Below are 14,704 nucleotides of genomic sequence, written 5' to 3'. Positions count from 1 at the left end.
CGTTATCTTGCCGTGCGTTTGAAATCGCGGAAGCGGAAGCCCATCGCCATCAGCGCGCCGAAGTACACCAACGCCGACACCCCGATGACCGCGAACAGCGCGGCGATACGTAACAGCGTTTGATGCGCCATCCCGGTCCAGTCGATCTGCGCCGCGCTGTACCACGCGGTGGCGCCCATCAGCGCGCAGGCGATCACCAGCTTCGTGAAAAACAGCAGCCAGCCCGGCTTGGGCGAGTAGATGCCGCGCCGGCGCAGGCCGGCGAACAGCAAGCCCGCGTTCAGGCACGCGCCCAGGCTGATCGACAGCGCCAGGCCGGCCACCGCCAGGTGCGGGACAAAAATCATGTTCATCAGCTGGGTGGCGATCAGCACGCCCACGGCGATGCGTACCGGCGTGCGGATGTCCTGGCGCGCGAAGAAGGCGGGCGCCAGGATCTTGACCAGGATGATGCCGAGCAGGCCGACGCTGTAGGCGATCAGCGGCTGGGCCGATGCGTGCGCCGCCGCCGCCGTGAAGGCGCCGTTCTGGAACAGCGTGGAGATCAGTGGCACGGCCAACGTGGCCAGGCCCACGGCCGCCGGCATCGCCAGCAAAAAGGTCAGCCGCAAGCCCCAATCGAGCAGCGATGAATATTCCTCCGTGTCGCCGCCGACGTTGGCCTTGGACAGGCTAGGCAGCAAAATCGTGCCAAGCGCCACGCCCAGCATCGCGGTAGGGAATTCCATCAGGCGGTCGGCGTAGGTCAGGAAGGAGATGCTGCCCTCGGCCAGGTTGGAGGCGATGCTGGTGTTGATCAGCAGGCTGATTTGCGCGGCGGCGACGGCAAACACCGCCGGCCCCATTTTCTTCAGCACGCGGCGCACGCCCTCGTCGCGCAGTCCCGACAGCGGATTGAGCGAGATGCGCGGCAGCATGCGGATGCGGAGCAGCGCCGGGATCTGGATCGCGACCTGCAGCAGGCCGCCGACGAAGACCGCGATCGCCATCGCGTAGATGGGCCGCTCCAGGTGCTGCTGCAGGAACAGCGACGCCAGGATCGACGCGATGTTGAGCAACACCGGCGTGAAGGCGGGGATCTTGAACTGGCTCCAGGTATTTAATATGCCGCCGGCCAGCGCCACGAACGACATGAAGGCGATGTAGGGGAACATCAGCCGCGTCATCCACACGGCGGCGTCGAAATCGTCCGGCTGCAGGCCGCTGGCGACCAGCATCAACAGCAGCGGGGCGCCGATGATGCCCAGCGCGCTGATGACGACCGTGGACCACACGAGCGTGGTGCCGACGTGGTCCGCCAGGTTCCTGGTGGCTTGCTCGGTCTGCTTGTTCTTGTATTCGGATAAAATGGGCACGAAGGCTTGCGAGAACGCCCCCTCGGCAAACAGCCGGCGCAGCAGGTTGGGGATGCGGAAGGCGACGTTGTAGGCATCGGTCATGCCGCCGGCGCCGAAGGCCCGGGCGATGAGGATTTCGCGTAATAATCCGGTGATACGGGACAGCATGGTCATGCTGCTCAGGGCGGCTAGAGTTTTTAGCAAGTTCATGGGGCATGATTATAGTTGCTCCCGCTGAAAAACATCGCTATAATCGCAGGCTGTACAGAATTCTGTTACGCAGACACTAATGTTTGGCAGGCAGTAGTTTGACTCACATGGTTCGGCAGACGCTACTGAACGCACCTGTTTGACAAACAATAATGTTTGCAAACGCACCTTTACCCTGATTTAGGAAATTCCATGGCAAATACCGCACAAGCGCGCAAACGTGCTCGTCAAGCAGTCAAGCAAAACGCTCACAACTCGTCCCAGCGTTCGACCCTGCGCACCGCTATCAAAGCAGTGCGTAAGGCGATCCAAGGCGGCGACAAAGCTGCTGCGACCGCAATCTTCCAATCGTCCGTGTCGAAAATCGACAGCATCGCCGACAAGAAGATCATCCACAAAAACAAGGCAGCTCGTCATAAGAGCCGTCTGGCAGCTGCCCTGAAGGCACTGTCCGCTTAATTCCCTCATCGGGAGTGCAAGCAAGAACCCGCGCTGACTTCGGTCGGCGCGGGTTTTTTCGCTTGTGGCCCCGCATCGGCATGCGGGGCGGGCGGTGGCATTTGCCTCCTTTGCTTACCTACGTGCTCAACTCCTTGGCCGATACCTCGCGCCATTCCCCCGGCATCAACGGATGTGTCGCCAGCGAAATCGCCCCGATCGCGGTGCGCACCAGCCGCAACGTCGGCAAGCCGACCGCCGCCGTCATTCGCCGAACCTGGCGGTTCTTCCCCTCCTGCAAAGTAATCGCCAGCCAGCTGGTGGGCTGACCCGCGCGCTCGCGGATCGGCGGATTGCGCGGCCACAGCCATTCCGGCTCGGCGATCCGCACCGCCTTGCATGGTTTGGTGACGAAGTCGCCCAGGTCGATCGGCGCCTGCAATCTGGCCAGGCTGTCGGCATCGGCCACGCCTTCGACTTGCACCAGGTACACCTTGGCCTCCTTGTGGTCCGGATGGGCGATCTGGTGCTGCAGCTTGCCGTCGTCGGTGAGCAGCATCAAGCCCTCGCTGTCGGCGTCAAGACGGCCGGCGGGGTAGATGTTGGGGATTTTCAAGTAGTCGGCCAGGGTGGCCTTGTCGTCCTGCGCCGAGAACTGGCACAGCACCTGGAAAGGTTTATTAAATAGAATGAGGGGCATGCTTGTGTGGTGATGGAATTGGTGTAGGCTTCAAGGCCGGTGACGTAAAATCGTAGCGCCCACTAAAATACTGGTGCATAATGCAAAACGCCTGTCTTATGTCTTATAGAAGACCTAGGTATTTGTACTAACTTGGCAATAAAACAAAAATCCTTGCCCCGGTAGCAGTATTGTATGCCGCTTGCCGAGCGTCCATTTCGGAGAACACGATGTATCAACATATCAAAGTACCTGCTGACGGCCAGAAAATCACCGTCAACGCCGATTTTTCCCTGAATGTACCAGATAACCCGATCGTTCCCTACATCGAAGGCGACGGCACCGGCGTGGACATCAGCCCGGTCATGCTCAAGGTGGTCGACGCGGCGGTGGCCAAGGCCTACGGCGGCCAGCGCAAGATCCACTGGATGGAGATTTTCGCCGGCGAAAAGTCGACCAGCGTGTACGGCCCCGATGTGTGGTTGCCGGAAGAGACCTTGGCGGCGGTGAAGGATTACGTGGTATCGATCAAGGGTCCGCTGACCACGCCGGTCGGCGGCGGCATCCGTTCGCTCAACGTGGCGTTGCGCCAGCAGCTTGACCTGTACGTCTGCTTGCGTCCGGTGCGTTACTTTACCGGCGTGCCGTCGCCGGTCAAAGAGCCGGAAAAGACCAATATGGTCATCTTCCGCGAGAACTCGGAAGACATCTACGCCGGTATCGAATACCAGCAGGGTTCGGAAGGCGCCAAGAAGCTGATCGATTTCCTGGTCAAGGAAATGGGCGTGACCAAGATCCGCTTCCCGGAAACCTCGGGCCTGGGCATCAAGCCGGTGTCGATCGAAGGCACGCAGCGCCTGGTGCGCAAGGCGATCCAGTACGCCATCGACAACGACAAGCCGTCGGTGACCATCGTCCACAAAGGCAACATCATGAAGTACACCGAGGGTGGCTTCCGCGACTGGGCCTACGAGCTGGCGCTGAAGGAATTCGGCGCGGAGCTGATCGACGGCGGCCCGTGGTGCAAGCTCAAAAATCCAAAGACCGGTCGCGACATCACGATCAAGGATTCGATCGCCGACGCCTTCCTGCAGCAGATCTTGCTGCGTCCGGCGGAGTACAGCGTGATCGCCACGTTGAATTTGAATGGCGACTATATTTCGGACGCGCTGGCGGCCCAGGTGGGCGGCATCGGCATCGCGCCGGGCGCCAACCTGTCGGATTCGGTGGCGATGTTCGAAGCCACGCACGGCACCGCGCCTAAGTATGCGGGCAAGGATTATGTGAATCCGGGCTCGCTGATTTTGTCCGCTGAAATGATGCTGCGCCACATGGGCTGGATCGAAGCGGCAGATTTGATCATCAAGTCGATGGAGAAAGCCATCGACTCGAAAAAGGTCACGTACGACTTCGCGCGCCTGATGGAGGGCGCGACTCAGGTGTCGTGCTCGGGCTTTGGCGAAGTGATGATCGAGCAGATGCAGGACTGAGGTTGAGTGCGTGGGGCGCGTGCGGCACGCGTCCCGCACAAGATGCCGTACCACGGAAATACGTAGGGGGGACTCCGATCGCCTGGCCGGAGTGATTTCCATCGCTCTTGCTGCAGCGTGCGTTGTATTTGCGTCGTCAGCGGCGCCGACGCCGAGGCGCGCATCGGCCACGACAGCGCGATCTGCAGCGATGTCCCGGACGTGATTGGACCGGCCCTGAACGTCGGACTTCTACAACACTTTCGTTTGGCTATCCAAGGACACCGATAAATCGGCGGACGAAAAAAAACCCCGCAGACGGGGTTTTTCACATCTGTGCCGTAAAACTTAGGCAGCTTGGATGTTGGAAGCTTGCTTGCCTTTAGGGCCTTGCGTGACTTCGAATTGAACTTTTTGACCTTCTTTGAGGGTCTTGAAACCGTTCATGTTGATTGCGGAGAAGTGAGCGAACAAATCCTCGCCGCCGTCATCTGGAGTGATGAAGCCAAAACCTTTGGAATCATTGAACCACTTAACTGTACCTGTTGCCATAAAAAGAACTTTCAAAATTAAAACGGATCACACGAGCCATAAAAGCAAGAAGCTTCTTGCCCCCTCCTCACGCCTCACTTCTTATCAACATGTACATTTCTGCACGAAGCCGATAACGCATTGTTAGCGGATCAATTTTTAAAGTCAAGCAGATTTGTATGCATTTTGCTACTTTTGATCGGCTTGGCGAAAAAGCAACTCTTGATTTTACCAAATGGGTCGCCATCTGCGCCATGTTAAGAAAACGCGTAAGATGGAAAACAATTGAATGTGTATAGTGAAATGCACATTGCATCAACCCCGAAAGCATTAGAATATAAGCGTATGGCAACCAAGCATGACACCGAAACCCTTTTGGAGCGGCAAGCGCTGAAGCCGCCACCTTTGTACCAGGTGGCGTTGCTCAACGATGACTACACACCGATGGAGTTTGTAGTCGCTATCATCCAGGAGTATTTCAACAAAGACCGTGAAACAGCCACGCAAATAATGCTCAGTGTTCATCGCTACGGCAAAGGAGTGTGCGGCGTGTTCTCTAAAGATATAGCCTGTACCAAAGTGGAGTTCGTTTTAACGCATGCGCGCAAGGCGGGGCATCCCCTGCAGTGCGTGATGGAGGAAGTATGATTGCGCAGGAATTAGAAGTAAGTTTGCACATGGCGTTTGTCGAAGCGCGACAGGCCCGGCACGAATTCATCACGGTGGAGCACTTGCTGCTGGCCTTGCTGGACAACCCTTCGGCTGCCGAAGTGTTGCGCGCATGCGCCGTCAACATTGAAGATCTGCGCAAAACCCTGACCAATTTCATCGGCGATAACACGCCGACCGTGCCCGGCACAGGTGAGGTCGATACGCAGCCGACGCTCGGTTTCCAACGCGTGATCCAGCGCGCCATCATGCACGTGCAGTCGGCGTCCAATGGCAAGAAGGAAGTGACCGGCGCTAACGTGCTGGTGGCGATCTTCGGCGAAAAGGATTCGCACGCGGTCTACTACCTGCACCAGCAGGGCGTGACGCGTCTGGACGTGGTCAACTTCATCTCGCACGGCGTGCGCAAGGACCAGCAGACCGATGCCGCCAAGGCATCCGAAGGCGTGGAAGAGGGCGCTCCTGGCGGCGAAGGCCAGACCAAGGAAAGCCCGCTGGACCAGTTCACGCAGAATCTGAACAAGTCCGCCGCCGAAGGCAAGATCGATCCGCTGATAGGCCGCGAAGACGAGGTCGACCGCGTGATCCAGATCCTGTGCCGTCGCCGCAAGAACAATCCGTTGCTGGTCGGCGAGGCCGGCGTCGGCAAGACCGCCATCGCCGAAGGCCTGGCCTATCGCATCACGCAAAGCGATGTGCCGGAGATCCTGCAAAACGCCGTCGTGTATTCGCTCGACATGGGCGCGCTGCTGGCCGGCACCAAGTATCGCGGTGACTTCGAACAGCGCCTCAAGGCCGTCCTCAAACAATTGAAGGACAACCCGAACGGCATCCTGTTCATCGACGAGATCCACACGATCATCGGCGCCGGCTCCGCCTCGGGCGGCACGCTCGACGCATCGAACCTGCTGAAGCCTGCACTGGCCAACGGCCAGCTGAAGTGCATCGGCGCGACCACGTACACGGAATTCCGTGGCGTGTTCGAGAAAGACCATGCGCTGTCCCGCCGCTTCCAGAAAGTGGACGTCAACGAGCCGACCGTCGAGCAGACCGTGCAGATCCTGCGCGGCCTGAAGTCGCGTTTCGAGGAACATCATGGCGTGAAATACTCGTCGTCGGCGCTGTCGACCGCTGCCGAACTGGCCGCGCGCTTCATCAACGACCGCCATCTGCCCGACAAGGCGATCGACGTTATCGACGAGGCCGGCGCAGCCCAGCGCATCCTGCCGAAGTCGAAGCAGAAGAAAACCATCGGCAAGACCGAGATCGAGGACATCATCGCCAAGATCGCCCGTATCCCGCCGCAGACCGTCAATCAGGACGACCGCAGCAAGCTGCAGACCATCGACCGCGATTTGCGCAACGTGGTGTTCGGCCAGGATCCTGCGATCGAAGCGCTGGCGTCGGCAATCAAGATGGCGCGTGCCGGTCTGGGCAAGACCGACAAGCCGATCGGCTCCTTCCTGTTCTCCGGTCCTACCGGCGTCGGCAAGACCGAGGTGGCGAAGCAGCTGGCCTTCATCCTGGGCATTGAGCTGATTCGTTTCGACATGTCCGAGTACATGGAGCGTCACGCCGTGTCGCGCCTGATCGGTGCGCCGCCGGGTTACGTCGGTTTCGACCAGGGCGGTTTGCTGACCGAAGCCATCACCAAGAAGCCGCACGCGGTGCTGCTGCTCGATGAAATTGAAAAAGCCCATCCGGACATTTTCAACATCCTGCTGCAGGTGATGGACCATGGAACGCTGACCGACAACAACGGACGCAAGGCCGACTTCCGCAACGTGATCATCATCATGACCACCAACGCGGGCGCCGAGAGCTTGCAGAAGTCGTCGATCGGTTTCACGAATTCCAAGCAGGCAGGCGACGAGATGGCCGACATCAAGCGCATGTTCACGCCGGAGTTCCGCAACCGTATCGATGCGACCATCAGCTTCCGTGCGCTGGACGAGGAAATCATCCTGCGCGTGGTCGACAAATTCCTGATGCAGCTGGAAGAGCAGCTGCACGAGAAGAAGGTCGAGGCGATCTTCACCGAGAAACTGCGCAAGTTCCTCGCGAAGAAGGGTTTCGATCCACTGATGGGCGCACGGCCGATGTCGCGTCTGATCCAGGACATGATCCGCAAGGCGCTGGCCGACGAGCTGCTGTTCGGCCGTCTGGTGACCGGTGGCCGCGTGACCGTCGATCTGGACGAGAAGGATGTGGTCAAGCTGGAGTTCCCGGAACCGCCGGACGCCGCGCCAACCACGCCGCCGGAGACTGTGGAAGTGGACTAGGTCCGCAAGATCGCAGTACAGAAAAACCCGCCCGCTTCGCGCCGGCGGGTTTTTTTTCGCCCAGCGATCGTCACGCTTCGCTATCGTAATGCTTCGCTAACAGCGCCGATGGCAATCAAATAAGTTGGTTCACGCATTGATAATAGCAGCTTGAAAACGACCCAAAATCGGCGAATTGTTTCTTTGCTTCAAGCGGTCATCCTATGCCAGAATCGTCGTTCCTACCGACAACTTGCAAAGCCTGTCCATGTCACCGCTCCGTTTTTGTCTTCGTCCGCTTGCCCTGATTCTGATGTCCGCCGGCCTGATCGCCGCCCACGCCGCCACCGCCGCCGATGCCTATTACCGCTTCCCGGCGATCCGTGGCGATGCCGTTGTCTTCACGGCCGAAGGGGACCTGTGGCGCACCGGCGCCCAGGGCGGCCAGGCCCAGCGCCTGACCACGCATCCGGCCGCCGAGACCAACGCCGCCATCTCGTACGACGGCAAATGGATCGCCTTCTCCGCCTCCTATGAGGGCGCGCAGGAAGCCTATGTGATGCCCGTTGGTGGTGGCTTGCCGAAGCGGCTGACGTTCGAGAACGGCGCCGTGACGGTGCTGGGCTGGACGGCGCAGGGCGAGGTGTTGGTCAGCACCCAGGATTCGAAAGGGCCGTCGGCGCACCGCATCGTCGCCGCCGTGCAGCCTTCGTCGTTGCAGCGCCGCGTGTTCGCCGTGGCCGACGCCAACGACGCGGTGCTCGACGACGCCGGCAAGACGCTGTACTTCACTCGCTACGGCCTGGCCCTGACCAACGACAACGTCAAGAACTATCGCGGCGGCGCGCACGCGCAGCTGTGGCGATATGACCTGAACGCCGCTGCCGGCGCTGAAGCAGCGCCGCTGCTGGCCGGCGACGCAGGTAACAACAAGCGACCGATGTGGTGGCAGGGCCGCGTGGTCTTCATCAGCGACCGTGGCGGTTCCGACAATCTGTGGTCGATGGCGCCGGATGGCAGCGACCCGCGCCAGCTCACCAAACACACCGACTGGGACGTGCGCAATGCGGCGCTCGGCGACGGCCGCGTGGTCTATCAACTGGGCGCGGACCTGCGCGTGTTCGACCTGGCCACGTCGGCAGACAGTCCGCTGCCGATTGGCCTGGTGTCCGACTTCGACCAGCAGCGCGCGCGCCAAATCCGCTCGCCGCTCGATCAGTTGACCAACGTGCAGTTGTCGGCCAAGTCCGAGCGGCTGGTGCTGACGGCGCGCGGGCGCGTCAGCCTGGCCGGCACCGGCGCCCAGCGCCGCGTCGAGATCGCGGTGCCGGAAGGCGCGCGGGCGCGCGAGGCGGTGTTCAGCCCTGACGACAAGTGGGTCTATGCGATCGTCGACACCACCGGCGAAAACGAGATCTGGAAGTTCGCCGCCGACGGATCCGGCCCGGGGGAGCAACTGACGCGCGACGGTATCAACCACCGCTGGCAGCTGTATCCGTCGCCGGACGGCCGCTGGCTGGGCCACACGGACAAGAAGGGCCGTTTCTGGCTGCTGGACCTGGTCACCAAATCGAATATCGTCATCGACGACGCGGGCAAGGCCGGCGTCGAAAAGCATGACGAAATCCTATGGTCGGCCGACAGCAAGAACCTGGCGCTGGTGCGCGCCGCGACCACCGAGCAGCGCGAGCAAATCGGCTTGTACAACCTGGCCTCGAAACAGCTGGCCTTTGTCACCAGCGACCGTTACACATCACGCTCGCCGGTGTTTTCGCCGGACGGCAAATGGCTGTACTTCCTCTCGGCCCGCAACTTCCAGCTGGCGAACGGCTCGCCGTGGGGCGACCGCAATATGGGACCGGTGTTCGACAAGCGCACCGGCGTCTACGCGCTCGCGCTCCAGCCGGGCAACCGCTTCCCGTTCAAACCGGACGATGAACTGAGCAAGCCGGGCGAGAAAGTAGCCGAGGGCACGGCCGACAAGGCGGTCGAACAGGCCGCCGAAAAAGCGGCGGAGAAGGCCGTGGCGAAGGCGGTGGAGAAGTCGGCGGAGAAGGCCAGCGCCAAGGCCGCGCCGCTGGCCAAGAAGTCGGAGAAGTCGCTGCCGGAGATCGTCTTTGCCGGCCTGCAGGACCGTTTGTATGAAGTGCCGCTGGCGGCCGGTAACTACCGTGGCCTGAACATGGACGACAAGCGCCTTTACTTCCTGGACGTGGAGTCCGGCGACGGCAAAGCGAATCTGAAAACGCTGGCGATCGCCTCCAACAGCCCGCAGCCGGAGACCTTTGCCTCCGGCGTGCGCGAGTTCGATCTGGCCGCCGACAAGAAGCACATTTACTACCGTACCTTCAGCGGTGGTGCCGGTGACATGATCATCGTCGATGCCGCCGCCAGAGGCCCCAACGACACTTCCAAGGCCAGGGTCAAGGTCGACGACTGGAGCTTCACCTCCAATCCGCGCCTGGAGTGGAAGCAGATGTTCAACGACGCCTGGCGCATGCACCGCGACTTTTTGTACGACACCAAGATGCGCGGCGTGAACTGGACCGCCGTGCGCGATAAATACATGCCGCTGGTCGAGCGCGTGACCGACCGCGCGGAGCTCAACGACATCCTGGGCATGATGATCAGCGAGGTCGGTGCGCTGCACTCGCAGATCGCGCCCGGCGACATCCGCCGCTCGTCGCCCGAAGGCGTGCCTTCCGGCCTGGGTGCGGTGCTGACGCGTACTGGCGAAGGTTATCGTGTCGACCATATCTACCGCAGCGAGCCGGAACTGCCGTCCGAGCGCGGACCGCTGGCGCAGGCCGATGTCAACGTCACGGAGGGCGACATCATCACCGCCGTCAACGGTAAACCGGTTCTGGAGTCGCGCGACATCGCCGACCTGCTGCTGAACCAGGCCGACCGCCAGGTGCTGCTGCAGGTTAAACGCAAGGCCGGCGGCGCCGGTCCCGTGATCGTGATGCCGGTGAATATGTTCAGGCAGGCCAGCTTGCGCTATAGCGATTGGGAGCAGAGCCGCGCGCGCCAGGTGGAGACGGCGTCGAAGGGACGGATCGGCTATCTGCACCTGCGCGCCATGGGGCCGCGCGACATCGCCTCGTTCGCGCGCGACTTCTACGCCAACGTCAACCGCGATGGGTTGATCATCGACGTGCGCCGCAATAACGGCGGCAATATCGACAGCTGGATCATCGAGAAGCTGCTGCGCAAGGCGTGGGCCTTCTGGGCCGGGCCGGGCGCGCAGCCGGCGCCGAACATGCAGAACACCTTCCGCGGCCATCTGGTGGTGCTGGTCGATGAACTGACGTATTCGGACGGCGAGACCTTCGCGGCCGGCGTCAAGGCGCTGGGACTGGCGCCGCTGGTCGGCAAGCGCACGGCCGGCGCAGGTGTTTGGCTAAGCGATAACAACCGCTTGAGCGATAATGGCATGGCGCGTGTCGCCGAGAATGGCCAGTTCAACACGGCCGACGGCCATTGGATGATCGAAGGCGTGGGTGTGTCGCCGGATGTGGAAGTGGACAACCTGCCGCATGCGACCTTCATGGGCCAGGACCGTCAGCTGGAAGTGGCGCTGGAACTGCTGGACAAGAAGTTAAAGGACAAGCCGATCAAACCATACCAACCGCAGGTGATCCCCGCGTTGTAAAGGAAACCTCGATGCACATGAAGCGCCTCGTATCCGCCACCTTATCTACCACCTTATCTACCACCTTATCTGTCGCCGTCGCCGGTGCGGCCATCACCCTGGCTCCCACCGCGCAGGCGCTGCCCAGCACCAGCGATACCCGCATGCTGACGGAACCGGCGCTGTCGGCCACCCATCTGGCCTTTATCTACGCCGGCGACGTTTGGCTGGCCAATCCGGACGGCGGCGCGCCACGGCGCCTGACGTCCGATCCCGGTGAAAAATCGAACCCGCAGTTTTCGCCGGACGGCAAACTGATCGCCTACAGCGCGCAGGTCGACGGCAATACCGACGTCTACCTGCTGCCGATCGAAGGCGGGGTGCCCAAGCGGCTGACGTATCATCCGGGCCCCGACGTCGTGCAGGGATTCGCGCCGGACGGCAAATCGGTGATGTTCACATCGCCGCGTGCGGCCTTCAACAACCGCTATCGCAAACTGTTCACGGTGCCGGTGACGGGCGGCGTGGAAACGCAGCTGGAAGTGCCGAACGCCGCGCGCGCCGCGTGGTCGCCGGATGGCAAGAGCATCGTCTACAACCCGTTCTCGCCGGCCTTCCTGCAGTGGAAGCATTATCGCGGTGGCACCAACTCGATCCTGTGGCTGTTCAACCGGGGCGACAAGTTGGTGGTCAAGATACCGCAGCCGGCCACGCATTCGAACGATGTCGATCCGATCTGGATCGGCGACACCGTCTACTTCCGCTCGGACCGCGACGGCGAATTCAATCTGTATGCCTACGACGTCAAGTCCAGGGCCGTGCGCGCGCTGACGAAACACACCGACTTCCCGGTGCTGAACGCTGCCGCATCCGGCAATAGCATCGTCTACGAGCAGGCCGGCTATCTGCACGCGCTGGATCTGGGCAGCGGCCAGGCGCGCAAGCTGACCATCGGCGTCAGTAGCGACCTGGGGATGTCGCGGCCGCGCTGGGTCAGCGGTGCCAAATACATCCGCAATTTTTCGGTGTCGCCGTCCGGCGCGCGGGTGGCGTACGAATTTCGTGGCGAGGTGGTCACCATCCCCGCCGACAAGGGCGATGTGCGCAACCTGACGCAGACCACGGCCGCCAACGAGCGCTCGCCGGCGTGGTCGCCGGATGGCCGCTCGGTGGCCTACTTCTCCGACGAATCGGGCGAGTACGCGCTGCATATCCGCGCGCAGGACGGCAAGGGCGAGCCGCGCAAGTTCAAGCTGACCGGCTCCGGCTTCTACGACAATCCCGTCTGGTCGCCGGACAGCAAAAAGATCGCCTACACGGACAACTCCTGGACCTTGTACGTGATGGATGTCGCTTCCGGCGCGGTCAGCAAGATCGCGTCCGAGCCGCTGTATGGCGTGAACAAGACCCTGCGCGCGGCATGGGCGCCGGACTCGCGCTGGATCGCGTACGCGCTCAACTCGATGACTTACACGCGCAGCGCCTACATCTATTCGCTGGAGCAGAAAAAATCCTGGGCGGTGACGGATGGCCTGTCGGACGTGATCAATCCGGTGTTCGACAAGAGCGGCAAGTATCTGTACTTCTTCGCCTCGACCAATGCGGGGCCGAGCAATAACTGGTTCTCGCAGCAGAACGAGGACAACCGCGTTACGCGCACGGTCTGGATGGCGGTGCTGCGGCGCGACCTGCCGTCGCCGCTGATCAAGGAAAGCGATGAGGAGAAGGCCGCTCCGGCCACCCCACCGCCGCCGGCAGTGTCGGACAAGAAGGAGCCGGCCAAGCCGGAGACGCCGAAGATCGATCCGAAGACCGGGCGCGATGATCCGAAAGTCACCGTGGCGCCGGTCGCGCCGATAGCCATCGACTTCGACGGCATCGAAACCCGCATCGTCGACCTGCCGATACCGGCGGCGTCGCTGTCGGACCTGGAAGCGGGTCAGGACGGCCAGATATTCTTCCTGCGCGAGAACGACGGCAAGAAAGCCATCCAGCGCTTCGACCTGAAGGACCGCAAGGCGGAAACGCTGCTGGCGGAAGCCGACGAATTCGAGGTGTCCTCCGATGGCAAAAAAATCGTCTACCACCTCAAGGAAGCCTGGGCCATGGGCAGCGCCAGCGCCAAGACGCTGACGCCGGGCGAAGGCAAGATCAAGGTCGAGGCGATCGAGGTCCGTGCCGAGCCGCGCGCCGAGTGGACGCAAATCTTCAACGAGGCGTGGCGCATCAACCGCGACTTCTTCTACGATCCCGGCATGCACGGCGCCAACTGGGACAAGATGCGCGAGAAGTACGCGCAGTTCCTGCCGGAGCTGTCGTCCCGCGCCGACCTGAATCGCCTGATCCAGTGGTTGTGCAGCGAGCTGGGTGTGGGCCACCATCGCGGCGGTGGCGGCGACTTCTTCACCGACAGCAAAGCGGTGCCGGGCGGTCTGCTGGGCGCCGATTACGAGATCAGCGAAGGCCGTTACCGCTTCAAGAAAGTCTACGGCGGCTTGAACTGGAACCCGGCACTGCGCGCGCCGCTGACGGAGCCGGGCCTGAATGTCAAAGCCGGGGAATATCTGCTGGCGGTCGATGGCCGTCCGCTGGTGGCGCCGACCAATCTTTACAGCGCCTTTGAAAACACCGCCAACAAGGCGATCGACATCACAGTCGGTCCGAACGCGGACGGCAGCAAGTCGCGCACCGTCACCGTGGTGCCGGTGCCGAACGAGGACGCGCTGCGCAACCGCGACTGGATCGAGGGGAATATCCGTAAGGTCAACGCGGCCACCGGCGGCAAGGTAGCCTATGTGTACGTGCCGAACACCGCAGGTTTGGGGCATACCTACTTCAAACGCTACTTCTTCCCGCAGGCCGACAAGGATGCCGTCATCATCGATGAACGCTTCAATGGCGGCGGCAGCGTCGCCGATTACTACCTGGAGATCTTGCAGAAGAAGGAGATCGCCTGGTGGACCATGCGCTATGGCGCGGATATGAAAACGCCATCGGCGTCGATCCAGGGACCGCGCGCGATGCTGATCGACGAAACGGCCGGCTCGGGCGGCGATCTGCTGCCGTGGATGTTCCGCAAAAACCAGATGGGGCCTTTGATCGGCAAGCGCACCTGGGGTGGGCTGGTGGGCGTGCTTGGCTTCCCGGTGCTGCTCGATGGCGGCTCGATCACGGCGCCCAACCTGGCCTTCTGGACCCGCGAGGGCGGCTGGGGCGTGGAGAACGAGGGCGTGGCGCCGGATATCGAAGTCGATCAAACGCCGGCGGACGTTATCGCCGGCCGCGATCCGCAGCTGGAAAAGGCGATTGAGGTCATCAAGGCGGAACTGGCAAAGAACCCGCCGGTGCGGCCTTCACGTCCGGCTTTCCCGATCAAGGCGAAGTAAAGTGTTCGGAAGTGAACAGCACCGGCGTTCACTTCCGAACAAATCCAGCCGGTTCCGCGCGTAAGCGGTGGTTAAACGCCGTGGCATGGT

The 14,704-nt window shown here is 61.7% G+C and carries 9 protein-coding genes; 6 read left to right on the top strand and 3 right to left on the bottom strand.

The window, feature by feature from the left end; all coding sequences use genetic code 11:
- Window positions 1-2 precede the first annotated feature (2 nt).
- The gene (gene murJ, locus ACZ0BA_RS14855) at window positions 3-1,547 is read right to left on the bottom strand and encodes a murein biosynthesis integral membrane protein MurJ (RefSeq protein ID WP_463451995.1); all 1,545 of its coding nucleotides are present in this window, start codon (window positions 1,545-1,547) and stop codon (window positions 3-5) included.
- 192 nt (window positions 1,548-1,739) lie between these two features.
- Here murJ and rpsT point away from each other — a divergent pair, with 192 nt between their 5' ends.
- Window positions 1,740-2,006: a 30S ribosomal protein S20 gene (rpsT, locus tag ACZ0BA_RS14850; protein WP_090315381.1), complete on the top strand. Its 267-nt coding sequence runs from the start codon at window positions 1,740-1,742 to the stop codon at window positions 2,004-2,006.
- Window positions 2,007-2,124: 118 nt separating this feature from the next.
- Here the strand turns inward: rpsT and ACZ0BA_RS14845 are convergent, their stop codons facing one another.
- A complete protein-coding gene (locus ACZ0BA_RS14845; protein ID WP_463451994.1) occupies window positions 2,125-2,685 on the bottom strand; it encodes a pseudouridine synthase in 561 nt (186 codons plus the stop codon).
- A gap of 209 nt (window positions 2,686-2,894) precedes the next feature.
- On the opposite strand from ACZ0BA_RS14845, the gene icd reads away from it, so the two are divergent.
- Window positions 2,895-4,154, top strand: coding sequence for an NADP-dependent isocitrate dehydrogenase (icd, locus tag ACZ0BA_RS14840; RefSeq protein ID WP_463451993.1), 1,260 nt, complete (start codon window positions 2,895-2,897; stop codon window positions 4,152-4,154).
- Window positions 4,155-4,481: 327 nt separating this feature from the next.
- Here icd and cspE read toward each other — a convergent pair whose 3' ends face one another.
- The gene (cspE, locus tag ACZ0BA_RS14835; protein WP_010395943.1) at window positions 4,482-4,685 is read right to left on the bottom strand and encodes a transcription antiterminator/RNA stability regulator CspE; all 204 of its coding nucleotides are present in this window, start codon (window positions 4,683-4,685) and stop codon (window positions 4,482-4,484) included.
- A gap of 324 nt (window positions 4,686-5,009) precedes the next feature.
- Between cspE and clpS the strand changes: the two genes are divergently transcribed.
- The 4 genes from clpS (at window position 5,010) to ACZ0BA_RS14815 (ending at window position 14,614) form a co-directional block, all read left to right on the top strand.
- Window positions 5,010-5,312 carry an ATP-dependent Clp protease adapter ClpS gene (clpS, locus tag ACZ0BA_RS14830; protein ID WP_090315375.1) on the top strand — a complete coding sequence of 101 codons (303 nt, stop codon included), beginning with the start codon at window positions 5,010-5,012 and terminating at the stop codon, window positions 5,310-5,312.
- Entirely contained in the window at window positions 5,309-7,615 is a 2,307-nt protein-coding gene (clpA, locus tag ACZ0BA_RS14825; RefSeq protein ID WP_315220997.1) for an ATP-dependent Clp protease ATP-binding subunit ClpA, read from the top strand. Before clpS ends, clpA begins: the two co-directional genes overlap by 4 nt.
- A gap of 292 nt (window positions 7,616-7,907) precedes the next feature.
- Window positions 7,908-11,249, top strand: a complete 3,342-nt coding sequence (locus ACZ0BA_RS14820; RefSeq protein ID WP_463451992.1) for a S41 family peptidase — start codon at window positions 7,908-7,910, stop codon at window positions 11,247-11,249.
- A 17-nt stretch (window positions 11,250-11,266) separates the two neighbouring features.
- Window positions 11,267-14,614, top strand: a complete 3,348-nt coding sequence (locus ACZ0BA_RS14815) for a S41 family peptidase (RefSeq protein WP_463451991.1) — start codon at window positions 11,267-11,269, stop codon at window positions 14,612-14,614.
- Window positions 14,615-14,704: the final 90 nt, after the last annotated feature.

This window comes from Duganella sp. AC917, from assembly GCF_979258245.1.
The sequence above is the reverse complement of the archived record's forward strand: the minus strand, read 5'-3'. Positions and strand labels throughout refer to the sequence as shown.

Excerpts from the sequence above, each read along its gene's own strand:
- murJ (WP_463451995.1), bottom strand. The coding sequence starts at position 1,547 with ATGAACTTGCTAAAAACTCTAGCCGCCCTGAGCAGCATGACCATGCTG.
- rpsT (WP_090315381.1), top strand. The coding sequence starts at position 1,740 with ATGGCAAATACCGCACAAGCGCGCAAACGTGCTCGTCAAGCAGTCAAG.
- ACZ0BA_RS14845 (WP_463451994.1), bottom strand. The coding sequence starts at position 2,685 with ATGCCCCTCATTCTATTTAATAAACCTTTCCAGGTGCTGTGCCAGTTC.
- icd (WP_463451993.1), top strand. The coding sequence starts at position 2,895 with ATGTATCAACATATCAAAGTACCTGCTGACGGCCAGAAAATCACCGTC.
- cspE (WP_010395943.1), bottom strand. The coding sequence starts at position 4,685 with ATGGCAACAGGTACAGTTAAGTGGTTCAATGATTCCAAAGGTTTTGGC.
- clpS (WP_090315375.1), top strand. The coding sequence starts at position 5,010 with ATGGCAACCAAGCATGACACCGAAACCCTTTTGGAGCGGCAAGCGCTG.
- clpA (WP_315220997.1), top strand. The coding sequence starts at position 5,309 with ATGATTGCGCAGGAATTAGAAGTAAGTTTGCACATGGCGTTTGTCGAA.
- ACZ0BA_RS14820 (WP_463451992.1), top strand. The coding sequence starts at position 7,908 with ATGTCCGCCGGCCTGATCGCCGCCCACGCCGCCACCGCCGCCGATGCC.
- ACZ0BA_RS14815 (WP_463451991.1), top strand. The coding sequence starts at position 11,267 with ATGAAGCGCCTCGTATCCGCCACCTTATCTACCACCTTATCTACCACC.